This window comes from Mycobacterium sp. NGS57 (assembly GCF_059812405.1).
On record NZ_JCALCP010000001.1, the window covers coordinates 363,833 to 388,095 of the forward strand.

Annotated in this window: 25 protein-coding genes; 20 read left to right on the forward strand and 5 right to left on the reverse strand. The window is 72.3% G+C overall.

Annotated features, from left to right (window positions below; translation table 11 throughout):
• Positions 1–94 precede the first annotated feature (94 nt).
• The 14 genes from AC5Y43_RS01940 (at position 95) to AC5Y43_RS02005 (ending at position 16,133) form a co-directional block, all read left to right on the forward strand.
• Positions 95–2,338 (forward strand): PE family protein, encoded by a 2,244-nt coding sequence (locus tag AC5Y43_RS01940; RefSeq protein WP_499968729.1) that lies wholly within the window; start codon positions 95–97, stop codon positions 2,336–2,338.
• 176 nt (positions 2,339–2,514) lie between these two features.
• Complete coding sequence (locus tag AC5Y43_RS01945; RefSeq protein WP_499968731.1) at positions 2,515–4,446, forward strand: PE family protein; 1,932 nt, start codon at positions 2,515–2,517, stop codon at positions 4,444–4,446.
• A gap of 18 nt (positions 4,447–4,464) precedes the next feature.
• Positions 4,465–5,088 (forward strand): PaaI family thioesterase, encoded by a 624-nt coding sequence (locus AC5Y43_RS01950; RefSeq protein WP_499968733.1) that lies wholly within the window; start codon positions 4,465–4,467, stop codon positions 5,086–5,088.
• Between the two features lie 65 nt (positions 5,089–5,153).
• Positions 5,154–7,208 carry a threonine--tRNA ligase gene (gene thrS, locus AC5Y43_RS01955; RefSeq protein ID WP_499968735.1) on the forward strand — a complete coding sequence of 685 codons (2,055 nt, stop codon included), beginning with the start codon at positions 5,154–5,156 and terminating at the stop codon, positions 7,206–7,208.
• A complete protein-coding gene (locus AC5Y43_RS01960; protein WP_499968737.1) occupies positions 7,201–7,776 on the forward strand; it encodes an ATP adenylyltransferase in 576 nt (191 codons plus the stop codon). The genes thrS and AC5Y43_RS01960 overlap by 8 nt, the downstream gene beginning before the upstream one ends.
• The gene (gene pgsA, locus AC5Y43_RS01965) at positions 7,773–8,420 is read left to right on the forward strand and encodes a phosphatidylinositol phosphate synthase (RefSeq protein ID WP_499968739.1); all 648 of its coding nucleotides are present in this window, start codon (positions 7,773–7,775) and stop codon (positions 8,418–8,420) included. The genes AC5Y43_RS01960 and pgsA overlap by 4 nt, the downstream gene beginning before the upstream one ends.
• Entirely contained in the window at positions 8,417–9,337 is a 921-nt protein-coding gene (locus tag AC5Y43_RS01970) for a phosphatidylinositol mannoside acyltransferase (RefSeq protein ID WP_499968741.1), read from the forward strand. The genes pgsA and AC5Y43_RS01970 overlap by 4 nt, the downstream gene beginning before the upstream one ends.
• The gene (locus AC5Y43_RS01975; RefSeq protein WP_499968743.1) at positions 9,337–10,461 is read left to right on the forward strand and encodes a glycosyltransferase family 4 protein; all 1,125 of its coding nucleotides are present in this window, start codon (positions 9,337–9,339) and stop codon (positions 10,459–10,461) included. The genes AC5Y43_RS01970 and AC5Y43_RS01975 overlap by 1 nt, the downstream gene beginning before the upstream one ends.
• Positions 10,461–11,489: an NUDIX hydrolase gene (locus tag AC5Y43_RS01980; protein WP_499968745.1), complete on the forward strand. Its 1,029-nt coding sequence runs from the start codon at positions 10,461–10,463 to the stop codon at positions 11,487–11,489. The genes AC5Y43_RS01975 and AC5Y43_RS01980 overlap by 1 nt, the downstream gene beginning before the upstream one ends.
• Positions 11,490–11,534: 45 nt before the next feature.
• Positions 11,535–12,458, forward strand: coding sequence for a pyridoxal 5'-phosphate synthase lyase subunit PdxS (gene pdxS, locus AC5Y43_RS01985; protein WP_499968747.1), 924 nt, complete (start codon positions 11,535–11,537; stop codon positions 12,456–12,458).
• A 9-nt stretch (positions 12,459–12,467) separates the two neighbouring features.
• Complete coding sequence (gene tesB, locus AC5Y43_RS01990; RefSeq protein WP_499968749.1) at positions 12,468–13,304, forward strand: acyl-CoA thioesterase II; 837 nt, start codon at positions 12,468–12,470, stop codon at positions 13,302–13,304.
• Positions 13,301–13,894 (forward strand): pyridoxal 5'-phosphate synthase glutaminase subunit PdxT, encoded by a 594-nt coding sequence (pdxT, locus tag AC5Y43_RS01995; protein ID WP_499968751.1) that lies wholly within the window; start codon positions 13,301–13,303, stop codon positions 13,892–13,894. The genes tesB and pdxT overlap by 4 nt, the downstream gene beginning before the upstream one ends.
• A 92-nt stretch (positions 13,895–13,986) precedes the next feature.
• Positions 13,987–15,336, forward strand: coding sequence for an ABC1 kinase family protein (locus tag AC5Y43_RS02000; RefSeq protein WP_499968753.1), 1,350 nt, complete (start codon positions 13,987–13,989; stop codon positions 15,334–15,336).
• Between the two features lie 44 nt (positions 15,337–15,380).
• On the forward strand, positions 15,381–16,133 hold the full coding sequence (locus tag AC5Y43_RS02005) for a YebC/PmpR family DNA-binding transcriptional regulator (protein WP_499968756.1): 753 nt from the start codon (positions 15,381–15,383) through the stop codon (positions 16,131–16,133).
• A 134-nt stretch (positions 16,134–16,267) separates the two neighbouring features.
• On the opposite strand, the gene AC5Y43_RS02010 is transcribed toward AC5Y43_RS02005, so the two are convergent.
• Genes AC5Y43_RS02010 through AC5Y43_RS02030 form a run of 5 tightly spaced genes read right to left on the reverse strand, consistent with a single transcriptional unit; the run spans position 16,268 to position 19,858 of the window.
• Positions 16,268–17,803, reverse strand: a complete 1,536-nt coding sequence (locus AC5Y43_RS02010; RefSeq protein ID WP_499968758.1) for a polyamine aminopropyltransferase — start codon at positions 17,801–17,803, stop codon at positions 16,268–16,270.
• Positions 17,800–18,255, reverse strand: a complete 456-nt coding sequence (locus tag AC5Y43_RS02015) for a DUF350 domain-containing protein (protein WP_499968760.1) — start codon at positions 18,253–18,255, stop codon at positions 17,800–17,802. The genes AC5Y43_RS02010 and AC5Y43_RS02015 overlap by 4 nt, the downstream gene beginning before the upstream one ends.
• 31 nt (positions 18,256–18,286) lie before the next feature.
• A complete protein-coding gene (locus AC5Y43_RS02020; protein WP_499968762.1) occupies positions 18,287–18,718 on the reverse strand; it encodes a DUF4247 domain-containing protein in 432 nt (143 codons plus the stop codon).
• On the reverse strand, positions 18,715–19,227 hold the full coding sequence (locus AC5Y43_RS02025) for a DUF2617 family protein (RefSeq protein WP_499968765.1): 513 nt from the start codon (positions 19,225–19,227) through the stop codon (positions 18,715–18,717). Before AC5Y43_RS02025 ends, AC5Y43_RS02020 begins: the two co-directional genes overlap by 4 nt.
• A gap of 19 nt (positions 19,228–19,246) precedes the next feature.
• Positions 19,247–19,858 carry a DUF4178 domain-containing protein gene (locus AC5Y43_RS02030; RefSeq protein WP_499968767.1) on the reverse strand — a complete coding sequence of 204 codons (612 nt, stop codon included), beginning with the start codon at positions 19,856–19,858 and terminating at the stop codon, positions 19,247–19,249.
• Positions 19,859–20,005: 147 nt separating this feature from the next.
• Here AC5Y43_RS02030 and ruvC point away from each other — a divergent pair, with 147 nt between their 5' ends.
• The 6 genes from ruvC (at position 20,006) to AC5Y43_RS02060 (ending at position 24,259) form a co-directional block, all read left to right on the forward strand.
• A complete protein-coding gene (gene ruvC, locus AC5Y43_RS02035; protein ID WP_499968769.1) occupies positions 20,006–20,560 on the forward strand; it encodes a crossover junction endodeoxyribonuclease RuvC in 555 nt (184 codons plus the stop codon).
• Positions 20,557–21,147, forward strand: a complete 591-nt coding sequence (gene ruvA / locus AC5Y43_RS02040) for a Holliday junction branch migration protein RuvA (protein WP_499968771.1) — start codon at positions 20,557–20,559, stop codon at positions 21,145–21,147. The genes ruvC and ruvA overlap by 4 nt, the downstream gene beginning before the upstream one ends.
• Positions 21,144–22,202, forward strand: a complete 1,059-nt coding sequence (ruvB, locus tag AC5Y43_RS02045; protein WP_499968773.1) for a Holliday junction branch migration DNA helicase RuvB — start codon at positions 21,144–21,146, stop codon at positions 22,200–22,202. The genes ruvA and ruvB overlap by 4 nt, the downstream gene beginning before the upstream one ends.
• A gap of 150 nt (positions 22,203–22,352) precedes the next feature.
• Positions 22,353–23,000: a hypothetical protein gene (locus AC5Y43_RS02050; protein ID WP_499968775.1), complete on the forward strand. Its 648-nt coding sequence runs from the start codon at positions 22,353–22,355 to the stop codon at positions 22,998–23,000.
• A 50-nt stretch (positions 23,001–23,050) separates the two neighbouring features.
• A complete protein-coding gene (locus AC5Y43_RS02055) occupies positions 23,051–23,437 on the forward strand; it encodes a DUF1304 domain-containing protein (protein ID WP_499968777.1) in 387 nt (128 codons plus the stop codon).
• 90 nt (positions 23,438–23,527) lie between these two features.
• Positions 23,528–24,259, forward strand: a complete 732-nt coding sequence (locus AC5Y43_RS02060; RefSeq protein WP_499968779.1) for a hypothetical protein — start codon at positions 23,528–23,530, stop codon at positions 24,257–24,259.
• Positions 24,260–24,263 lie beyond the last annotated feature (4 nt).

Below are 24,263 nucleotides of genomic sequence, written 5' to 3' on the forward strand. Positions count from 1 at the left end.
ACAACCGCAACACTGGGACATGATGCGGACCTCACTGTAGCCGTGGCGCCGCCCGGACGCTCCCAATACGGCGGCTTTCCGGCGAAGGGGCGACATGTCGTTCGTGGTGGTGGCCCCGGAGTTGTTGACCTCGGCGACGGCGGACCTGTGGGGTATCGGATCGGCGCTGAACGCGGCGCACGCGGCGGCGGCCGGGGCGACGACCGAGGTGCTGGCCGCGGCCGGCGACGAAGTCTCGGCGGCGATCGCGGCAGTGTTCAGCGGGCACGGCCAGAGCTATCAGGCGCTCAATACCCAGGCCGCGGCATTTCATCAGCAGTTCGTGCAGGCCCTCGGCGGCGGCGCGAGCGCGTATGGCCTGACCGAGGCGGCCAACGCCTCCCCCTTGCAGACGCTCGAGGCCGACGTCCTGGGGGTGATCAACGCGCCCACCGAAGTGCTGCTGGGACGCCCATTGATCGGCGACGGCGCCGGCGGCGCGCCGGGGACCGGGCAGGCCGGCGGCGCGGGCGGGATCTTGTGGGGCAATGGCGGCAACGGCGGGTCCGGAGTCGCCGGCAGCGGGGCCGGCGTCGCCGGCGGCCCCGGCGGCGCGGGCGGACCCGCGGGGCTGTTCGGCAACGGCGGCGTCGGCGGGGCCGGTGGGGTGGGCGGGGCCGGCGCGGTCGGCGGCGCGGGCGGCACCGGTGGTGTCGGCGGTGTGCTGGGCGGCTTCGGCGGGACCGGCGGGCTCGGCGGCGCCGGAGGTTCCGGCGTCGGTTTGGGCCTGGCCGGCGGCAACGGCGGGGCCGGGGGCGTCGGTGGCGCCACCGGAACGCTGTTCGGCTGGGCCGCGGGACAAGGCGGGACCGGCGGGGCCGGTGGCGCCGGGGACGTCGGCGCGTCGGGCAGCGGTATCGCCGGCGGGACCGGCCACCAGGGATTTGCCGGCGGTGTCGGCGGCGACGGCGGGGCGGGCGGGTCCAGCTCCGCGCTCTTGGGTTCCGGCGGCGCCGGCGGGGTCGGTGGTCACGGCGGCCAGGGCGGCAGCGGCGGCGGCGGCACCACCTCGATCATCAGCGGCCCCGGCCACGCCGGCGGCACCGGCGGCACGGGCGGCAACGCGGGCGCCGGCGGTTCCGGCGGGTCCGGTGGGCTGTTCGGCGCCCGGGGCGCCGACGCCGGGGCCGGTATCGGCGGGACCGGCGGGACCGGCGGGACCGGTAGCACCGGCACCGCGGCGCTGACCGTCGGCGGCACCGGCTTCGCCGGCGGCGCCGGGGGCGCCGGCGGGCAGGGCGGCAACGCCGGCGCCGGCGGCATCAACGGCGCCGGCGGCGACGGGGGGCAGGGCGGCGGGGGCGGCGCCGGCTACGGCTACACCGCCGGCAACGGCAGCGGCGGCAACGGCGGCAACGGCGGCCAGGGCGGGGCCGGCGGGGACGCCGGCGCGGCCGGCACGGGCAGCGGTTTCGCGGGCCAGGGCGGCCACGGCGGCACCGGCGGACGGGGCGGCGCGGGCGGCGGCGCCGACAGCGGCGCGAACGGTTCGGGCGGCTCGTTCAGCGTCGGCGGCCAGGGCGGCAACGGCGGCCGGGGCGGCAACGGCGGCGCCGGCGGCGGCACCCCCCACGGCGGCATCAACGGCGACGGCGGCGACGGCGGCGCCGGCGGCGGCGGGGGCAACGGCGGCAACAACTCCACGTCGGTGAACTCGCCCTACAGCGTTGCCGGTGGCGGAGGTGGCGGCGGCGGCGCGGGCGGGTTCGGCGGTAACGCCGGCACCGGCAGCGGCACGGGCGGCGCCGGCGGGCACGGCGGTGCCGGCTGGTTCGGCGGCGACGGCGGGACGGGCGCCACCTCGGGGACCGGGGCGGCCACCGGCTTCGGCGGCCAAAGCGGCCAAGGCGGAAGCGGTGAGAGCGGGGCGGGCGGCGTCGGCGGTCACGGCGGCGCCGGCGGCGGCGGGGGTGCGGGCGGTGTCGCGGGAGGCTCGGCGGCCATTTCCGGCGGGGGCGGCGGCGGTGGTGGCGGCGGCGGCCTCAACGCCACCGGCGGCACCGGGGGCGATGGCGGCCGCGCCGTCAGCCCGACCGTCACGTATCTCGGCGGCGTTGCCGGCAGCGGCAGCACCGGCATCGGCGGCGGTGGCGGCGGCGGGGCCAACGCCAACGGCACCTCCAACGGCGCCGGTGTCAACGGCTCGAGTGGGGCATCCGGCGGGGCGGGCGGCCCGGGCGCCCACAACGACATCGCCGGCAACAGCGGCGGCAACGGCGGCCTGTACGACGCCGGCGGGGGCGGCGGCCTGGGTTACAGCCTCTTCGACTGCAACGGCAGCGCCGGCCAGGACGCGTAAAAGATAGGGAAATCTCCCCATGAACCGCGCCCACTCGCCGGCGCACACTACGCAGGAGGCGTTCCGGGCAGCCAATGCGGCGACGCCGACGGCGAGACTGGCACGTTGGCGGTTTCGCGGTGGCCGCGACGCTCCCCGGACGCGCCCGAAACTGCTGCAACGCCGGGAGGGGCGAAATGTCGTTTGTGGTTGTGGCTCCGGACATGTTGGCATCCGCCGCGGCGGACTGGCAGAACATCGGGTCTGCGCTGGCTGAGGCCCAGGCGGCGGCGGTCGACTCGACGACCCAGGTGCTGACGGCCGCGGGGGACGAAGTCTCGGCGGCCATCGCGGCGCTGTTCAGCGAGCATGGTCAGGCCTTTCAAGCGCTCAGCGCGCGGGCGGCGGCGTTTCATCAGCAGTTTGTGCAGGCGCTGACCGACGGTTCGGGATCCTATGCGCTGACCGAGGCGGCCAACGCCTCGCCGCTGCAAACTCTCGAGGACGACGTCCTCGGTGCGATCAACACACCGACCCAACTGCTGCTGGGACGCCCGCTGATCGGCGACGGCAGCAACGGCGCGTCGGGGACCGGGCAGGCCGGCGGGGCGGGCGGCATCTTGTGGGGTAACGGCGGCAACGGCGGGTCCGGCGCGGCGGGCCAGGCCGGCGGTCGGGGCGGTGACGCCGGGCTGTGGGGCAACGGCGGCCAGGGCGGGGCGGGCGGGGTGGGCACCACCGGCGCCACGGGCAACGCCGGCACCTTCACCAAGGGCGGCATCGGCGGGTTGGGCGGCAACGGCGGGGCCGGCGGTACCGGCGGGCTGTTGCACGGCGACGGCGGTGCCGGCGGCATCGGCGGCGCGGGCGGGGTCGGTGGGACCGGCGGGGCCGGCGCCGCCGGCACCGGCGGATTCGGCAACGGCGGCAACGGCACCGACGGCGGCGCGGGCGGCAGTGGCGGCCAGGGTGGGGCGGGCGGACAGGGCTCGGCCCTGTTTGGCCATGCCGGCGCCAACGGCGGCGGCGGGCAGGGCGGCAACGGCGGCCAGGGCGGCCAGGGCGGTCTCGGCGCCGCCGACGTGGGCGGCGGAGCCGGCCACGGCGGCAACGGCGGCAACGGCGGCGCCGCCGGCTCGGGTGGCGGCGCGGGCGGCACCGGCGCCAGCGCGGGTGCCGCGGGCAACGGCGGCAACGGCGGAACCGGCGGCAACGGCGGCGCCGCGACAACCACGGCCTTCGGCACGCCCGGCGACGGCGGCAACGGCGGCAACGGCGGCAACAGCGCCGGCGGAGGCGGCGGCCAGGGAGGCCTCGGCGGCAACGGCGGCGACAGGACCTACACCGCCAGCGCCGCCGCCGTTTCGGGCACCGGCGGCCTCGGCGGCAACGGCGGCAATGGCGGCACCGGCGTCACCGGCGGCACGGGCGGCACCGGCGGCACCGGCGGCAACGTCAGCGTCCTGAACAACAACGCCTTCGGCGTCGCCAGCGCCAGCGGTGGTGGTGGTGGCGGCGGCGGTGCCGGCGGGGCCAGCGCCGCCGGCGGCAGCGCCGGACCGGGCGGCAACGGCGGCGCCGGCGGCAACGCGACGGCCTCCGTCTTCCTCGGAAGCTCCGTCACCGGCACCGGGGGCGGCGGTGGCGGCGGCGCCCACGGCACCTCCGGGGGCCCCGGCGGTGGTGGCGGCGGCGGCGGGGCCGCCGCGATCGGCAACACATTTGCCGACGGCGTATCCGGCTCCGACGGTGCCTCACTCGGCAATTCCTACGCCGGCGGTCAGGGGGCGCACGGCGGCTTCATCAACCAAGCCGCCGGGGTCGCCGGCGCCGGCGGTGGTGGCGGTGGCGGCGGTGGCGTGTCCGGCAGCGCCGGCGGCGGCGGCGGCCAAGGCGGCAGCGCCAGCAATACGCCAGGCGGTCCGGGCGGGGCCGGCGGGACCGGCCAGACCATCGGCGGCGCCGGTGGTGACGGTGTGGCGGGCGGCTTGTCCGCCGCCGCCGCCACCGTTACCGCCGGTGACGGAGGCCAGGCCAGCATCGGAGGCGGCGGTGGTGGCGGTGCCGCCTACGCCAGTGCCGGCGGCAACGCCGTTGGCGGCCAAGGCGGCCAGGGAGGTGGCCCCTAGCGCCGATACGGTGTCCTGGTGGCCGGCGACCATCACCAACACCCCGGCGGGGGATTCAACCCGCCCGACCCCACGACCCAGGGCGGCCCCGACTACGGCCGCTTCGTCGACGCGGTGCGCAAACTGCAGGACCACGCCCGCGCCGTCGACGCGCCGGATGGGGTGATCACCGAGGCGGCGGACCTGCTGGAGAAGGTGTCTTTGCTACTCAGCCCGTTCGACGCCGACGAGTGGCACTCGCCGTCGGGGCGACGGATGGACCTGCCGATGCGGGGCAACATCCTGAGCATCCCGATGAAGGCCGGCAAGGGTGCCGACGGCCGCATCCACGGCTGGGCCCGCTTCGCCCGATTTCACTTGGGCCGCAACGGCGCCGTGCACGGCGGGGCGCTGGGGATGCTGTTCGACAGCGTGCTCGGCCTGACGTCGGCGGTGCTTACCGGCGGGCCCTATCAGCGCACCGCTTATCTCAAGATCGACTACCGCCACATCGTGCCGATCGAGAAGGAGCTGCAGTTCGACGCGGGCATCGACCGGGTCGACGGGCGCAAGATCTTCGTGTCGGGCCGGCTGAGCGACGGCGACACGCTGCTGACCGAGGCCGACGCGCTGTTCGTGCGGCTCAAGCCTGGCCAGCCCTGAGCGACGCCCACCCCGATAGCATTGCTGACGAATCAGGATCACCCACGACCGTTGGAGCCCAACCGATGAGCGCCGCCGCAAACCCCGTTCCAGCAGCCCCGATCCGGGTGCCTGGCGGAACGACGGCGGCCGCCGCGGTGGGGGAGGCGGGGCTGCCGCGGCGCGGTGCGCCCGACGCGATCGTGGTGGTGCGCGACGCCGAGGGCAAGCTGCGCGACCTGAGCTGGGTGCCCGACGGCGACGCCGAGGTGATCCCGGTGGCCGCCAACACCGACGAGGGCCGCAGCGTCATCCGGCATTCCACCGCGCACGTGCTGGCCCAGGCCGTCCAGGACCTGTTCCCGCACGCCAAATTGGGCATCGGGCCGCCGATCACCGACGGCTTCTACTACGACTTCGACGTCGCCGAGCCGTTCACGCCCGAAGACCTGGCGGCGCTGGAAAAGCGGATGCGCCAGATCGTCAAGGAGGGCCAGCTGTTCGACCGGCGGGTCTATGCGTCCAAGGACCAGGCGCGCGCCGAGCTGGCCGGCGAGCCGTACAAGCTCGAGCTCGTGGACGACAAGTCCGGCGACCCTGACGTGATGGAGGTGGGCGGTGACGAGCTGACCGCCTACGACAACCTCAATCCCCGCTCCCGCGAACGGGTCTGGGGCGACCTGTGTCGCGGACCGCACATCCCCACCACCAAGCACATCCCGGCGTTCAAGCTGACCCGAAGCTCGGCCGCCTACTGGCGGGGCGACCAGAAAAACACCAGCCTGCAACGCATTTACGGCACCGCGTGGGAGTCGCAGGAGGCGCTCGACGCCCACCTGGAGCTGATCGAGGAGGCCCAGCGCCGCGACCACCGCCGGCTCGGCGTCGAGCTGGATCTGTTCAGCTTCCCCGACGAAATCGGTTCGGGCCTCGCGGTTTTCCACCCCAAGGGGGGGATCGTGCGCGCCGAGCTCGAGGACTACTCGAGGCGCAAGCACCTCGAGGCCGGCTACGAATTCGTCAACACCCCGCACATCACCAAGGAGCAGCTCTACATCACGTCGGGGCACCTCGAGTGGTACGCCGACGGCATGTTCCCGCCGATGCACATCGACGCGGAGTTCAACGAGGACGGCACGGTGCGCAAGCCCGGGCAGGACTACTACCTCAAGCCGATGAACTGCCCGATGCACCACCTGATCTACCGCTCGCGGGGGCGCTCGTACCGCGAACTTCCGTTGCGGCTCTTCGAGTTCGGCAGCGTCTACCGCTACGAGAAGTCCGGCGTGGTGCACGGCCTGACCCGGGTGCGCGGCATGACCCAGGATGACGCGCACATCTACTGCACCCGTGAGCAGATGCGCGACGAGCTGGCCTCGTTGCTGCGGTTTGTGCTCGACCTGCTGGCCGACTACGGGCTGGACGACTTCTATCTCGAGCTGTCCACCAAGGACCCGGAGAAGTCCGTCGGCCCCGACGAGATGTGGGACGAGGCCACCGAGGTGCTGCGCCAGGTCGGCGAGGCCTCCGGGCTGCACCTGGTACCCGATCCCGGCGGTGCGGCGTTCTACGGCCCCAAGATCTCGGTGCAGGTCAAGGACGCGCTGGGCCGCAACTGGCAGATGTCGACCATCCAGCTGGACTTCAACATGCCCGAGCGCTTCGACCTCGAGTACACGGCCAGCGACGGTTCGCGGCAGCGGCCGGTGTTGATCCACCGCGCGCTGTTCGGTTCGATCGAGCGGTTCTTCGGCGTGCTGACCGAGCACTACGCGGGCGCGTTCCCGGCGTGGCTGGCGCCGGTGCAGGTGGTCGGCATCCCGGTCGCCGACGAGCACGTCGCCTACCTGGAAAATGTTGCCGCGCAACTCAAGTCGCACGGCGTGCGGGTCGAGGTGGATTCCAGCGACGATCGGATGGCCAAGAAGATCGTCCACCACACCGCCCAGAAGGTGCCGTTCATGCTGCTGGCCGGCGACCGCGACGTGCAGGCCGGTGCGGTGAGCTTCCGCTTCGGTGACCGCACCCAGATCAACGGGGTGCCCCGCGACCGCGCCGTCGACGCCATCCTCCAATGGATCGCCGACCGCGAAAATGCCGTCCCCACAGCGGAATTGGTGAAGGTCGTCGGCAGTGGCTGACCGGGAGAGGGCCGAGGATCGCGCCGACGAAACCATCCTGGACACGGGCGTCGGCGAGCAGGACCACCTGCAGCGGTTGTGGACGCCGTACCGGATGAACTACCTGGCCGAGTCGCCGCTGAAACGCGATAACGGCAAGACCGACCAGCCGTTCAGCGAGATCCCGCAGCTGTCCGACGAGGACGGCCTGGTGGTGGCCCGCGGCGCGCTGGTCTACGCCGTGCTCAACCTCTACCCCTACAACCCCGGGCACCTGATGGTGGTGCCCTACCGGCGGGTGTCCGAGCTCGAGGACCTGACCGAGGCGGAGAGCGCCGAGCTGATGGCCTTCACCCAGAAGGCGATTCGCGTCATCAAGAACGTGTCGCGGCCGCACGGCTTCAACGTCGGGCTGAACCTGGGCACGTCGGCGGGCGGCTCGCTGGCCGAGCATCTGCACGTGCACGTGGTGCCGCGCTGGGGCGGCGACGCGAACTTCATCACGATCATCGGCGGATCCAAGGTGATCCCGCAGTTGCTGCGCGAAACGCGGCAGCTGCTGGCGACGGAGTGGACTCGGCAGTCATGAGCAGAATGCCGTTCCTGTCGCGGGCGGCGTTCGCGCGGCTCACCGCTCCGACCGCCCGGGCCTGCCTGCGGCTGGGGCTGACGCCGGACGCCGTCACCGTGCTGGGCACCGTCGTGGCGGTGGCGGGGGCGCTCACGCTGTTCCCGATGGGCAAGCTGTTCGCCGGCGCGTGCGTCGTGTGGTTCTTCGTGCTCTTCGACATGCTCGACGGCGCGATGGCCCGGGAGCGCGGCGGCGGCACCCGATTCGGCGCGGTGCTGGACGCCACGTGCGACCGCGTCAGCGACGGCGCGGTGTTCTGCGGGCTGCTGTGGTGGATCGCGTTCGGCATGCACGACGAACCGCTCGTCGTCGCGACCCTGATCTGCCTGGTCACCTCGCAGGTGATCTCCTACATCAAGGCCCGCGCGGAGGCCAGCGGGCTGCGCGGCGACGGGGGCCTGATCGAGCGGCCCGAGCGGCTGATCATCGTGCTGGTGGGCGCCGGCGTGTCGGACTTTCCGGTGGTGTCCTGGCCGCCCGCGCTGCCGGTCGCGATGTGGGTGCTGGCCGCGGCCAGCATCGTCACCTGCGCGCAGCGGCTGCACGCGGTGCGGACCTCGCCCGGCGCCGCAGATCCCATGACGGCGACGGGCGAGCCGTGATCCCGGGCCTCAACGCGGTCGGGGCCCACGCGACCGACTGGACCTACGCGGCCGGCTGGCTGGCCGTGCGGACGATGCCGGAATTCGCCGCCCGCACCGCCTTTGACACCGGGGCGCGCTACGCCGCCCGACGCGGCGGGCCCGAGCAGCTGCGCAAGAACCTCGCCCGGGTCATCGGTGTGGCGCCCCACGACGTGCCGGGTTCGCTGATGCGCGCCTCGCTGGGCTCCTACGCCCGTTACTGGCGGGAGGCGTTCCGCCTGCCGACCATGGACCTGCCCGCGCTGGCCGGCCGGCTCGACGACTCGGTCCTCGGCAAGGACAACCTGGACGCGGCCCTGGCCGCGGGCCGCGGGGCGGTGGTCGCCCTGCCGCACAGCGGCAACTGGGACATGGCGGGGGTGTGGCTGGCGCAGACCCGCGGCAGGTTCACCACCGTCGCGGAGCGACTCAAACCCGAGTCGCTGTACCGGCGTTTCATCGACTACCGCGAGGGCCTCGGCTTCGAGGTGCTGCCGCTGTCCGGCGGCGAACGGCCGCCGTTCGAGGTGCTGTGCGAGCGGCTGCGCGACAACCGGGTGGTCTGCCTGATGGCCGAGCGCGACCTCAGCCGCACCGGGGTCGAGGTCGAGTTCTTCGGCGAGGCGACCCGGATGCCGGCCGGCCCGGCGAAGCTGGCCATCGCGACCGGGGCGGCCCTGCTGCCGACGCACTGCTGGTTCGACGGCGACGGCTGGATCGCCTCGATACAGCCCCCGCTGGACTGCACCGTCGGCGAGGTGCGCGCCGTCACGCAGGCGCTGGCCGGCCAATTCGCCACGAACATCGCCGCCCACCCCGAGGACTGGCACATGATGCAGCCGCAGTGGCTGGCCGACCTGCCCGCCGAGCGGCGCGCGAGGCTGAGGGAAGCCTGATGCGGATCGGGATGGTCTGCCCCTACTCGTTCGACGTGCCGGGCGGGGTGCAGTCGCACGTCCTGCAACTGGCCGCGGTGATGGACGGCCGCGGCCACGAGGTGAGCGTGCTCGCGCCGGTGTCGCCGCACACCGTGTTGCCCGACTACGTCGTCTCCGCCGGCAAGGCCGTCCCGATTCCGTACAACGGGTCGGTGGCCCGGCTGCGGTTCGGCCCGGCCACCCACCGCAAGGTGAAAAGGTGGCTGGCCGAAGGGGGCTTCGACGTCCTGCACCTGCACGAGCCCAACGCGCCCAGCCTGTCGATGCTGGCCCTGAACATCGCCGAGGGCCCGATCGTGGCGACGTTTCACACGTCGACCACCAAGTCGCTGACCCTGACCGTCTTCCAGGGCATCCTGCGGCCGATGCACGAGAAGATCGTCGGCCGGATCGCGGTGTCCGACCTGGCGCGCCGCTGGCAGATGGAGGCCCTGGGCACCGACGCCGTCGAGATCCCCAACGGTGTCGACGTCGATTCGTTCGCGCGCGCGCCGCGACTGGACGGGTATCCGCGGCCGGACAAGACCGTGCTGTTCCTGGGCCGCTACGACGAGCCCCGCAAGGGCATGGCGGTGCTGCTGGCCGCGCTGCCGCGGGTGGTCGAGCGCCACCCCGATCTGCAGTTGCTGATCGTCGGTCGCGGCGACGAGGACGAATTGCGAAGCCAGGCAGGCGAATTGGTGACGAATTTGCGCTTTCTGGGCCAGGTGGACGACGCCGGGAAGGCGTCGGCGATGCGCAGCGCCGACGTCTACTGCGCGCCCAACACCGGCGGGGAGAGTTTCGGGATCGTGCTGGTCGAGGCGATGGCCGCCGGCACCCCGGTGGTGGCCAGCGACCTGGATGCCTTCCGCCGCGTGTTGTGCGACGGTGACTGCGGGCGGCTGGTGGCGGTCGACGACGCGGCCGCGCTGGGCGACGCGCTGATCGAGGTGCTGGACGACACGACGCTGCGGCGGCGCTACGTCGCGGCGGCGTCGGAGGCGGTGCACCGCTACGACTGGTCGGTGGTGGCCAACCAGATCACCCGGGTGTACGAGACGGTCGCCGCGTCCGGCGCCAAGGTGCAGGTGGCCAGCTGATGATCTGGCTGGTCATCGCGATCGTGGTGGCGCTCGTCGCGGTGTTCGCGCTGGCCGCGGGCTGGGCGTACCGCACCGCCCACCGGCTGGACCGCCTGCATGTGCGCTACGACCTGTCGTGGCAGGCCCTCGACGGCGCGCTGGCGCGGCGCGCGGTGGTGGCCCGCGCCGTCGCGATCGACGGGTATGGCAGCTCCGCGGAGGGCCGCCGGCTGGCGGGGCTGGCCGACGCCGCCGAGCGTGCGCCCCGGCCCGCGCGCGAGTCGTGCGAGAACGAGCTCTCGGCCGCGCTGGCGACCGTCGACCCGGCGTCGCTGCCGGCGGGCCTGATCGCCGAGCTGGCCGACGCCGAGGCCCGTGTGGTGCTGGCCCGCCGGTTTCACAACGACGCGGTCCGGGACACCCTCGCGCTGGCCGAACGACGCCTGGTGCGCGCCTTTCGGCTCGGCGGAAGGGCCGCGCTGCCAAGCTATTTCGAGATCGTCGAGCGCCCGCAGGCGTTGGCGCACGAGCGCGGGGTGCCCAACCACCGCACCTCGGCGCGGGTGGTGTTGCTCGACGAAACGGGCGCCGTGCTGCTGCTGTGCGGATCGGACCCGGCGATTACCGACGGCACCGCGCCGCGCTGGTGGTTCACCGTGGGCGGCGAGGTGGGCAGCGGCGAGCGGCTGGCCGAGGCCGCCGCGCGGGAGCTGGCCGAGGAGACCGGCCTGCGCGTCGTCCCGGCCGACATGGTCGGGCCCGTCTGGCGGCGCGACGAGGTGTTTGAGTTCAACGGTTCGTTGATCGAGAGCGAGGAGTTCTACCTGGTGCACCGCACCCGCCGGTTCGAGCCGTCCCTGGGCGGGCGCACCGCGCTGGAACGCAGCTACATCCACGGGGCCCGCTGGTGTGACGCGAACGACATCGCCGAGCTGACCGCGTCCGGAGAGCAGGTGTACCCGCGGCAGCTGGGCGAATTGTTGCCGGCGGCCGGCCGGCTGGTCGATGACGCCCGCAACCCCGGCGTTCTCGAGTCGATCCGCTGATCGCGGGGAAACTCGCTTGTCCCGGGCGATTAGAGTGGAAGCGCAATGTCTGAGGAACAGAAGAAGCCAGTGAACTCGCACCAGGCCAACCAGACCGGCACCGCGCGGGTCAAGCGCGGCATGGCCGAGATGCTCAAGGGCGGCGTCATCATGGACGTCGTCACGCCCGAGCAGGCCCGCGTCGCCGAAGGCGCCGGCGCCGTCGCGGTGATGGCGCTGGAGCGGGTGCCCGCCGACATCCGCGCCCAAGGCGGGGTGTCGCGGATGAGCGACCCCGACATGATCGAGGGCATCATCGCCGCGGTGACCATCCCGGTGATGGCCAAGGCACGCATCGGGCATTTCGTGGAGGCGCAGATCCTGCAGAGCCTCGGGGTCGACTACGTCGACGAGTCGGAGGTGCTGACCCCCGCCGACTACACCCACCACATCGACAAGTGGAAGTTCACCGTGCCGTTCGTGTGCGGCGCGACCAACCTCGGCGAGGCGCTGCGACGCATCAGCGAGGGCGCGGCCATGATCCGCTCCAAGGGCGAGGCCGGTACCGGTGACGTCTCCAACGCCACCACCCACATGCGCGCCGTCGGCGGCGAGATCCGCCGGCTGACGTCGCTGTCCGAGGACGAATTGTTCGTCGCGGCAAAGGAATTGCAGGCACCCTACGAGCTCGTCGTCGAGGTGGCCCGGGCGGGCAAGCTGCCGGTCACGCTGTTCACCGCGGGCGGCATCGCCACCCCCGCCGACGCGGCGATGATGATGCAGCTCGGCGCCGAGGGTGTGTTCGTCGGCTCGGGCATCTTCAAATCCGGCGACCCCGCGGCACGCGCCGCCGCGATCGTCAAGGCCACCACCTTCTACGACGACCCCGACGTGCTGGCGAAGGTGTCGCGCGGGCTGGGCGAACCGATGGTGGGCATCAACGTCGAGCAGATCGCGCAGCCCCACCGGCTGGCCGAACGCGGCTGGTAAAGACGGCACGTGGCGATCGAAGAGATCCTTGATCTCGAGCAACTCGAGATCAACATCTACCGCGGCAGCGTCTTCAGCCCGGAGTCGGGATTTCTGCAGCGCACTTTCGGCGGCCACGTCGCCGGCCAGTCGCTGGTGTCCGCGGTGCGCACCGTGGATCCGCGCTACCAGGTGCATTCGCTGCACGGTTACTTCCTGCGGCCCGGCGACGCCAAGGAGCGCACGGTTTTCCTCGTCGAGCGCACCCGCGATGGCGGATCGTTCGCCACCCGGCGCGTCAACGCCATCCAGCACGGCGAGATCATCTTCAGCATGGGGGCGTCCTTCCAGGCCGACCAGGAGGGCATCCACCACCAGGATGTCATGCCGGAGGCGGCCCCGCCCGACGGTCTGCCCGGCCTGGATTCGATCAAGGTGTTCGATGACGCGGGCTTCAAGCAGTTCGAGGAGTGGGACGTCTGCATCGTGCCCCGCGAGAAGCTGCGCCTGTCGCCGGGCAAGGCCTCCCAGCAGCAGGTGTGGTTCCGCCACCGCGACCCGCTGCCCGACGATCCGGTGCTGCACATCTGCGCGCTGGCCTACATGAGCGACCTCACACTGCTGGGGTCGGCGCAGGTCAACCACCTCGACGTGCGTCAGCACCTGCAGGTGGCGTCGCTGGACCACGCGATGTGGTTCATGCGGGCGTTCCGTGCCGACGAGTGGCTGCTCTACGACCAGTCCTCGCCGTCGGCCCACGGCGGCCGCTCGCTGTGTCAGGGCAAGATCTTCACCCAGTCGGGGGAGATGGTCGCCGCCGTCATGCAGGAGGGGCTGACCCGCTTCAAGCGGGGACATCAGCAGTGAGCTCGCCGCGGATCGGGGTCCTGGCGCTGCAGGGCGACACCCGGGAACACCTGGCGGCGCTGCGCGAGGCCGGGGCCGAGTCGATGCCGGTGCGCCGCCGCGCCGAGCTGGACGCGGTCGACGGGCTGGTGATCCCCGGCGGCGAGTCGACCACGATGAGCCACCTGCTGCTGGATCTGGATCTGCTCGAGCCGCTGCGCCGTCGGCTGACCGAGGGGCTTCCGGCCTATGGCGCGTGCGCCGGCATGATCCTGCTGGCCAGCGAGATCCTCGACGCCGGCGCCCGCGGCCGGCAGGCGCTGCCGTTGCGCGCGATCGATATGACGGTGCGGCGCAACGCGTTTGGGCGCCAGGTCGACTCGTTCGAGGGCGACATCGAGTTCGCGGGTCTCGACGGCCCGGTGCGCGCGGTGTTCATCCGCGCTCCGTGGGTCGAGCGCGCGGGTGACGGTGTGGAGGTGCTGGCGCGCGCGGCCGGGCACGTCGTCGCGGTGCGGCAGGGCGCGGTGCTGGCGACCGCGTTTCACCCCGAGGTGACGGGCGATCGCCGCATCCACCACCTGTTCGTCGACATGGTCACCGGCGGCTAGCACGACGAGACTGCGTCCAGTGCGTGCCCGACGCCCTCCTCCGCGCGCTGTGTGCAGTCTCGGCGTAATTCGAGACCGGGCATGATGTGCGGATGGCCGACATCGTGCGGGGCGGATTGGGGCGCGTCGCGAAGCTCGCGAGCTTCCCCGCGGGGGTGGCCGGGCGCGCCGCGCTGGGCGTCGGCAAGCGCATGACCGGCAAGTCCAAGGACGAGGTCAACGCGGAGCTGCTGGAGAAGGCCGCCGACGAGCTGTTCCAGGTGCTGGGCGAGCTCAAGGGCGGCGCCATGAAAGTCGGCCAGGCGCTGTCGGTGATGGAGGCCGCGATTCCGCCGCAGTTCGCCGACCCGTTCCGGGATGCGTTGATCAAGCTGCAAACCGAGGCCCCGCCGCTTCCGGCGGCCAAGGTGCACCGGGTGCTCGACGCCCAGCTCGGCACCAAATGGCGCGAACGCTTCGAGTCCTTCGACGACACCCCCGTCGCCTCCGCGAGCATCGGACAGGTCCACAAGGGCACCTGGAACGACGGGCGCGAGGTCGCCGTCAAAGTGCAGTACCCCGGCGCCGACGAGGCGCTGCGCGCGGATCTGAAGCTGATCAAGCGGTTCTCCTGGGTCGCCAAGCAGGTCGTGCCGCGGGCGGACGTGGACCGAATCGTGTCCGAGGTCAGCGACCGCATCGAAGCCGAGCTGGACTACCGCCTCGAAGCCGAATATCAGCGCGCCTTCGCGAAAGCCTTCGCGGGCGACCCGAAGTTCGCCGTCCCGGCGGTGGTCGCCAGCGCGCCGAAGGTCGTCATCTCGGAATGGATGCAGGGCCGCCGCCTGTCGGCGATCATCGCCCACGGCGCCCAAGACGAACGAGATGCGGTGTGCGCCTTGCTGCTTGAGTTCGCGCTGAGCTCACCGGCGCGGGTCGGGCTGGTGCACGCCGACCCCCATCCCGGCAACTTCATGGTGCTGGCGGACGGGCGCCTGGGGGTGATCGATTTCGGCGCCGTGGCCGAGCATCCCGGCGGTGTGCCCGCCGACTTCGGTGAATTGCTGTGCTGGGCGCGCGACGAACGGTGGGACGAAGCGATCCGGTTGCTGAAGAAGCTCGGGTTCATGCCGGCCGACTACCAGTTGACCGCCGAGCAACTGATCGAATACCTGGGACCGCTGTGGGCCTACATCGACCCGCTGCGCGCCGGGGAGTTTCATTTCACCCGCGAGTGGTTCCAGAAGTCGGCGCTGGTCACCAGCGACCCGCTCGCGGAAGGCTTCGGGGACCGGTTCAAACTCGCCCGCCAGATGACCATCCCGCCCGGCTACGTGATGTTGCTGCGCACGCTCGGCGGCCTCCTCGGGGTCGCCGTGCAGCTCGACGCGCAGGTGGCGTACGCCGCGCTGATCGAGCGATGGGTGCCGGGATTCTTCGGGCCCGGTGCGGGCCCCACGTAGACTCGTCTGGCGAACTCGAGGAGCAACAGAAGAGGTATTACCCGATGAGCGGCCATTCCAAGTGGGCCACCACCAAGCACAAGAAGGCCGTCATCGACGCCCGCCGCGGCAAGAACTTCGCCCGTCTGATCAAGAACGTCGAGGTCGCGGCCCGCGTCGGCGGCGGTGACCCGGCCGGCAACCCCACCCTCTACGACGCCATCCAGAAGGCGAAGAAGAACTCGGTGCCCAACGACAACATCGAGCGCGCCCGCAAGCGCGGGGCCGGCGAGGAGGCCGGCGGCGCCGATTACCAGAGCATCACCTACGAGGGCTACGGGCCCAACGGGGTGGCGGTGCTCGTCGAGTGCCTGACCGACAACCGCAACCGCGCCGCCAGCGAGGTGCGGGTGGCGATGACGCGCAACGGCGGCACCATGGCCGACCCGGGCTCGGTGGCCTACCTGTTCTCGCGCAAGGGCGTGGTGACGCTGGAAAAGAACGACCTGACCGAGGACGACGTGCTGACCGCGGTGCTGGAGGCCGGCGCGGAGGATGTCAGCGACCTCGGCGACAGCTTCGAGATCATCTCCGAGCCGGGCGACCTGGTCGCGGTGCGCACCGCGTTGCAGGACGCCGGCATCGACTACGACTCCGCCGAGGCGGGCTTCCAGCCGTCGGTGACCGTTCCGCTGGACGCCGACGGCGCCCAGAAGGTGATGCGGCTGGTCGACGCGCTCGAAGACAGCGACGACGTCCAGGACGTCTACACCAACGCCGACATCCCCGACGAGATCCTGGCCCAGATCGAGGAGTAAATCAGCCCGTTCGGGCGCCGAGTGTGAATCGTCGGCTTTCGTTGTGAGCCTGGGGCGGGATCTGGGCGGAGTCGTCGCCCTGGGTGCACCCCCGAAGCCCTGAGCTCACACTCAGTTGCGCCGCCGAGGAATAGTCAGTCGTAGCCGTGCCGCATGTCGTCGACGACGCGCGGATTGTCCAGCGTCGACGGCTCCAATGGTCGCGGCCCGACGTCGCCGGAGAACACGGTGGCCGCGTCCAGCACCGGCTGGTTGAGGAAGCGCAGCGGCGGCGCGTCGGGGGGCACCTTCGCGACGGGTGCGGTCCCGGAGCGCTGCGCCAGGACGAAGCCCCAGTCGCCGAACGTGGGCACGTGCACGTGATACGGCGTCACCGCGTAGCCGGCGGCCCGGATCGTCGCGACCGTGCGCCAGAACGCCGTCGGGGTCGAGAACGGGCTGCCCGCCTGCACCACCATCAGCCCGCCGGGGGCCAGCGCCCGGGCGGCCAGCGCGTAGAACTCGGTCGAGTACAGCCGGCCCAGCGTGGGGGTGTCGGGGTCGGGCAGGTCGACGATCACGGCGTCGAAAAGGCCCGAGCCCGGCCCGCGCAGCCACTTCATCGCGTCCGCGGTCACCACGGTCACCCGCGGGTTGTCCAGCGAACCGCCGTTGGCCTCGCGCATGGTGGTGCGCGCCAGCTCGATCACCGCGGGGTCGAGCTCGACCTGGACGATCCGCTGAATCCCCGGCTGGCGCAACAACTCTCGGGCCGCGAGTCCGTCGCCGCCGCCGAGCACCAGCACCGAGCGCGCGCCGTTCCCCAGCGCCGGGTAGACCAGGCTTTCGGTGTAGCGGTATTCGTCGCGGGTGGAGAACTGCAGGCCGCCGTCGAGGTACAGACGCGTGTCGTTGCCGCGCCGGGTGACCACGATCTCCTGATAGACCGTGTGCCGGTAGGCGATGATCGGATCGGCGTAAAGCCTTTGGCGGCTTGTCGTTTCGATGTCGGCCGACCGCACCAGCAGCGTGCCGAGCAGCCCCAGCGCCGCGGCCAGCGCACACAGCGCCGTCGCCAGCTGACGCGGCGACACGACGGGGCGCAGCACGAACAGCGCCACCACCGCGGCCGCCGCCAGGTTGATGATGCCGGTGGCCGCCGCGCCGCGGATCATCCCCAGGTGCGGCAGCAGCAGGAACGGCCACACCAGCCCGCCCAGCAGCGCGCCCAGGTAGTCGGCGGCGGTGAGGTTGGCCAGCGTGCGCCCGGCGTCGGCGGGGCCCGCCACCCGGCCGCGCTGCAGCAGCGTCATCAACAGCGGCACCTCGGCGCCCACCAGTCCGCCGATCAGCGCCGTGCCCGCGGCCAGAACCCACGTCGACCCGACCGAGCCGTCCAGAAACGCGAACACCACGTACAGGGCCGCCGCCGACAGGCCGCCGACGATGCCCAGCAGCGCCTCGACGGCGACGAACGTGATCGCCGCGTGCCCCAGCAGCGGCTTGACCAGCAACGCGCCCGCGCCCAGCGCCGCGATGTAGCCCGCGACGATCAGCGATGTGGCCACGATGCCGCCGCCGTTGAGGCTGGCCGACAGCGTCAGCAGCGCCAGCTCGTAGATGATGCCGCAGGCCGCGCAGGCCGCCACCGCCGCCAACAGCACGGCGCGCCAGCGCCGGTGGGGCGTCATGACACCGCCGCGGCGGTCACTCCTCCCACCGCCAGCAGCATCAGCGCGACCGCGAACGAGCCCGGGTGCAGCTCCGGTTCCTCGACGTGTTCGTGGAAGCTCCCCGGTATCACCAGGTGCAGCGTCAGCAGCGCGACGCCCAGCAGCACCACCCCCATGAGCCCGTACACCGCCACGCCGACGAGCCCCTGACCCAGCTGGCTGTAGCTGTTGGTGATGGCGCTGATGATCACGGTGGTGAGCGCGATGTACATCGCGCCGGCGACGACGACGGCGTTGGGCCGGCGGTCGACGAACACCAGCTGGCGCAGCTTGCCGGGGGTCAGCACGTCGACCATGTAGAACCCCACGACGAGCACCGCCATGCCGACCGCGAAGTACAAAATCGTCGCGACGACGCCCTTCAGAACCGGGTTGAGGTCGATGGTTCCGATCTCGACGGCGAGGTACATGGTTGTCTCCTTTGCTCGAACCGCTAAGACATCACTTGGTCCCGCCCGGGCCGCCGGGTGAGCCGCCGGCGCCGCCCGACGGGGATCCGGGGAAGAACCCGGGGCCGAGGAAGATGAACGCGCCGTGGCTGTATCCGGCGCTGAGCGGCTCGACGCGGATGCTGCACGGGTAGCCGCCGTCGGGGCCGACGATCACGATGTCGTGGCTGTAGCGCAGGTATTGGCTGGTGCCGTTGGCGGCGCGCGCCTCGGGGGCCGCGTAGTTGGCCAGCGTGTTGGCGACCTGCTCGGGCGGACCGGTGCAGGAGTAGCGCGTCCCGTTCGCGTCGCGCGCGTACTCGTGATAGTGCTTCGCGATGTAGGACCCAATGTCCTTGTGCAGCAACGTAAGTCCGAAGATCAGCGACACGACGGCGGCGACGGCCAGCGCGCCCGAGGTCAAAAACAGCCGATTGCGGCTCATGGTCGCCACCGGCTGGACGTGTGGACCACCACGCCGCCCGACCCCACCGGGGTGCGCGGGTACAGGTGCCAGGTCTGCCATCGCCAGCCCGCGCCGTCGGGTTCGGCGGCCAGGGCGGTCAGCGCGGCGTCGTCGCCGGGAAAGGTGCCCCCGAGCCACCCCGGTCGCCGGGCACACCGGTCGCGCAGCTCGCTCGCCAGCCGGCGGAAGCTGGCCTCGTCGTGCGTTGCGGTGCGCGATCGCAGGCTGTAGCCGGGCGCGTCGGTCTGGTCGGGCAGGTCCATCCCGGCACCGCGGGCGGTGCACGAAACCTGTTCGGAGAAGCGGCCTTTAACGTGTTCGACCGCGACGACGTGCGAGGCACCGAGGACGCCGAGCAGTAGCGCGCCCCCGCCGGGGTGGGGTAGGGAACTGGTGGCCAGCGGCACCGGCGCGGGCGCGTTGAGTGCGAGCCCCAGCCGTTCGCCGGACACGTCCGCCGGCGTCACGGCGAGCTGATGCAGGGGCACCGGCGGGGCTCCTCTGGCGCTAAGGGGACGAAGGCGGGGGCGCGGGGTAAACGGTGAGCTCGCCGGGCAGCACCGGTTTGCCCGTCGAGATCTCCCACGGCATGTCGGCGGCCCAGCGCTCGAACGACAGCAGGGCGCTCTCGTCGGCGTTGGCACAGTCGACGAATTCCATCTCGCCGCCGGCCGGCAGCCCGGTGGTGCCTTCGGTGGTGTAGGAGGCCCGGCCGCGCTCGGACTCGTGAAACGTCACGCCGTCGACGGCGTACGGGCCGCCGGGCTGCAGCGCGAGGTCCTTGCGGGTGACCCACATCGCCAGCTCCAGGCGCCCGTCGTCGTCTTCGACGCTGAACCAGATCGGCTGGTCCCCGCCCTCCAGCAGGTGCTCCCACCACACGAACGGGCCCTCGCGAAAGGTGACCGACCCGCGGACCACGTAGTCGACGCCGCCATAGCTGACGATGGCGCCGGGCCCGAGCTGGCGGGGCCCGAATTGGGGCATCGCGTTGAAGGACAGCGGATCCTGGCGCCCACCCGGCGCCGCCGGCTGCCGGGGCCGCCGCAAAGCGATGACGAGGACCACGATCGACGCAATGAACAGCACAATCGCCACGAGGACCAGGACAGTTCCCACGTCACACCTTCCGTTGCCGCAGTGCTCGAGCGAACGTCGGCTTTAAGTTAACAGCTTTTGGGGCCTCCGGCGCCGCGTGTCCTACCGGGGCCCGTCGGCACCGACCGTTAGGCTATCGAACAGCTGTTCGTACGAAGGAGCGGGGCAATGCGGGTAATGGGCGTCGACCCCGGGCTGACGCGCTGCGGGCTGTCGGTCGTGGAAAGCGGGCGCGGGCGCAGCGTCGTCGCCCTCGACGTCGACGTGGTGCGCACCGCGTCGGACGCGCGCCTGCCCGAGCGGCTGCTGGCCATCAGCGACGCCGTCGAGCACTGGCTGGCCACCCACCGGCCCGAGGTGGTGGCCATCGAGCGGGTGTTCTCCCAGCACAACGTGACCACCGTGATGGGCACCGCGCAGGCCGGCGGGGTGGTCGCGCTGGCGGCGGCCCGGCGCGGCATCGACGTGCACTTCCACACCCCCAGCGAGGTGAAGGCGGCGGTCACCGGCAACGGCGCCGCCGACAAGGCGCAGGTTACCGCGATGGTCACCAGAATCCTTGGGCTGCAAGCCAAACCGACACCGGCCGACGCCGCCGACGCGCTCGCGCTGGCCATCTGCCATTGCTGGCGGGCGCCGATGATCGCCCGGATGGCCGCCGCCGAAGCGCTGGCCGCCCAGCAGCGACACGCTTATCTGGCCAAGCTGAAGGCCGCCCGATGATCGCCGCGGTGCGCGGCGAGGTGCTCGAGGTGGCCCTCGACCACGCGGTGATCGAGGCGGCCGGCGTCGGCTACCGGGTCAACGCCACGCCGTCGACGCTGGCGACGCTGCGGTGCGGGAGCGAGGCCCGGCTGATCACCGCGATGATCGTGCGCGAGGATTCGATGACGCTGTATGGGTTCTCCGACAACGAAACCCGCGACCTGTTCCTGACGCTGATGTCGGTGTCGGGGGTCGGGCCCCGGCTGGCGATGGCGACGCTGGCCGTGCACGACGCCGCGACCCTGCGGCAGGCGCTGCACGACGGCGACGTCGCCGCGCTGACCCGGGTGCCCGGCATCGGCAAACGCGGCGCCGAACGCATGGTGTTGGAGTTGCGCGACAAGGTGGGTGTGGCGGCCGCCGTCGGAGCACCCGCCGGGCTGAACGGCCACGCGGTGCGAAACCCGGTGGTGGAAGCCCTGATTGGGCTCGGCTTCGCGGCCAAGCAGGCCGAGGAGGCCACCGACAAGGTGCTGGCCGACGAGCCCGAGGCCAGCCGGTCCGGCGCGCTGCGCGCGGCGCTGTCCATGTTGGGTAAGAAATGAGCGACGACGACTTCTCCGATCGCGACGTCCGCGAAGTTTCGGGGGCGCTGGTGTCTGGTGAGGGCGACATCGACGTCAGCCTGCGGCCCCGCACGCTGGGGGAGTTCATCGGCCAGCCTCGGGTGCGCGAACAGCTGCAGCTGGTCATCGAGGGAGCCAAAAACCGCGGCGGCACACCGGATCACATCCTGCTGTCCGGCCCCCCGGGGCTGGGCAAGACGTCGCTGGCGATGATCATCGCCGCCGAGCTCGGCTCGTCGTTGCGGGTGACGTCGGGCCCCGCGCTGGAACGCGCCGGCGACCTGGCCGCGATGCTGTCCAACCTGGTCGAGCACGACGTGTTGTTCATCGACGAGATCCACCGCATCGCGCGGCCCGCCGAGGAGATGCTCTACCTGGCCATGGAGGACTTCCGCGTCGACGTCGTGGTCGGGAAAGGCCCCGGGGCGACGTCGATTCCGCTGGAGGTGGCGCCGTTCACCCTGGTCGGCGCGACCACCCGGTCGGGCGCGCTGACCGGCCCGCTGCGCGACCGGTTCGGCTTCACCGCGCACATGGACTTCTACGAGCCCGCCGAGCTGGAGCGGGTGCTGGCGCGCTCGGCCGGGATTCTCGGCATCGAGCTGGGCACCGAGGCCGGCACCGAGATCGCGCGCCGCTCGCGCGGGACCCCGCGCATCGCAAACCGGCTGTTGCGCCGGGTCCGCGACTTCGCCGAGGTCCGCGCCGACGGCGTGATCACCCGCGACGTCGCCAAGTCCGCGCTGGCGGTCTACGACGTCGACGAGCTGGGCCTGGACCGCCTGGACCGGGCGGTGCTGTCGGCGCTGACCCGCGGCTTCGGCGGCGGCCCGGTCGGGGTGTCGACGCTGGCGGTGGCGGTGGGCGAGGAGGCCGCCACCGTCGAGGAGGTGTGCGAGCCGTTCCTGGTGCGGGCCGGCATGGTCGCGCGCACCCCGCGCGGCCGGGTGGCCACCGCGCAGGCCTGGACACACCTGGGCCTGGTGCCGCCGGCCGGGGCGGCGGGCCTGGGTCAGCCGGGCCTGTTCGACTGAGCGCTTTGCGCGCGTCGAGACTGCAAGCAGCGCGTCGATTCGGCCGGAATCGCGATCTGAGCGCAGGTTCGACTGGCCCGGCCTGGGTTACGAAACCGCCGATCGGGTATCCGTGCGGGTAGCTGAAACTACCTGTTGGAGGCGATTCAGATGACGCACACGGCTGCCGGCTACGAAAACTCCCGCGCGGCGTACATGCCACGCTCCCGCGGCGCGGTGCTCGGGCTGGCCCTGATCCTGCTGGGCGCGTGGGGCGCGCTGGTCCCGTTCTTCGGGCCCAACATCGACTGGGCGTACACGGCCGACCCGGCGTGGACGTGGACGGCGCCCAAGGGCTGGCTGGAGGTCTTCCCCGGGGTCGTCACCGCAGTGGGCGGTCTGATGCTGCTGATCTCCGGAAGCCGCGCCAGGGCCATGGTCGGCGGCTGGCTTGCGGTGCTCGGCGGCGCCTGGTTCGTGGTCGGCCGGGCGTTCGCGTCGACGCTGCACATCGGGGACGTCGGCCAGCCGGTGGCGGCGGCCGACCTGAAGCGGGCCCTGCTCGACGTCACCTACTTCACCGGCCTGGGCGCGCTGATCGTGTTCCTGGGCGGGGCCGCCCTGGCGCGGGTGGCGGTGCGGCACGCGCGCGACGTCGTCGCGACCGAGCCGGCGCCGCTGACGACCGCGCAAGCCGGGGAACCGGCCCTCTACAACGAGTCGGCCGAGCCGGCGCCGCGTGAGCGCACCCGCGCCGGCCTGTTCCGCCGGCGCGCCGGGGGCGGGCTCTTCCACCGACGTCACCACGCAGGCGTCTAGGGATCTATATTCTTCTCGCGGGGCCAGCGGGGCCCCGGCGAGGAGGGCCGATGAAAACCGCCGGGTTGGTCTTCACGGCGCTGGCAGCCCTGCTGCACGTCTACATCTTCACGATGGAGTCGTTCACCTGGACCTCCGAACGCACCCGGGCCCGGTTCGGGCTGACCGCCGAAGAGGCCGAGACCACCAAGCTGCTCGCCTTCAACCAGGGCTTCTACAACCTGTTCCTGGCGATCGTCAGCGGCCTCGGCATTCCCGCGGTGGTTCTCGGCGACACGGCGGTCGGGGTCGCGCTGATCTTTGCCGGCCTGGGGTCCATGGTCGCCGCCGCGGCGGTGCTTCTGCTGTCCGCGCCGGACAAGGCCCGGGCGGCGCTGGTCCAGGGCGTCGTGCCGCTGATCGCCGTCGTCCTGCTGGCCATCGGCCTGCGCCCGTAACGCGCCGGGTCCTTCAGCGGTTACTTCCCACGAGCTCGGGTATCCCAGCCGGGGCCGGAAACGGGACCGGTTCGCGAAAAGGGGGAGAAGATGACACACGCAGATAGGGACCATCCGGGCGCGCTGACCATGCCGCGCTCCCGCGGAACGGTGAGCGGGTTGATCCTGGTGCTCCTGGGCGTATGGGGCGCGTTGATCCCGTTCGTGGGCCCGCGTTTCAACTTCGCCTACACGCCCGACAAGGACTGGGCGTGGTCGTCGGCGCGCGGCTGGCTCGAGGTGCTTCCGGGGGCCGCCACCGTGATCGGTGGCCTGCTGCTGATTCTGGCCGGAAACCGCGTCGCGGCGATGCTGGGCGGCTGGCTCGCGGTGCTGGCCGGAGCGTGGTTCGTGGTCGGCGGGCAGGTCGCCCCGCTGCTGGGCATCGGATCCGCCGGCGACCCGATCGCGGCGACGGATCGCAAGCGGGCCGCGCTCGAGGTCTCCTACTTCACCGGCCTGGGCGCGCTGATCGTGTTCGTCGGCGGGGTGGTCCTGGCGCGCACGGCGGCGCGCCTCGCCCGTGACGTGGAGCCCAAGTGGCACACCGAGCCCGCCGAAGCCCCGCGGGCGGCCGAAGAGCCGGCCTACGTGTCGGGGCTGCACGAGCCCCTTCAAGAGCCGGTTCGCGAGCCCGTTCGAGAGCCTGAAGTGTCCTCCGGCGCGCTGACCAAGCCGCGCCTCGATCCGGGCGAGCCGAAGCGGCGCTGGCGTCGCCAGCAGCAGGGCGGCGCCGGCTCGCGGGGCGAGGCGTACTTGCGCTGGCCCCATCCCCAGCGCTGAGTTG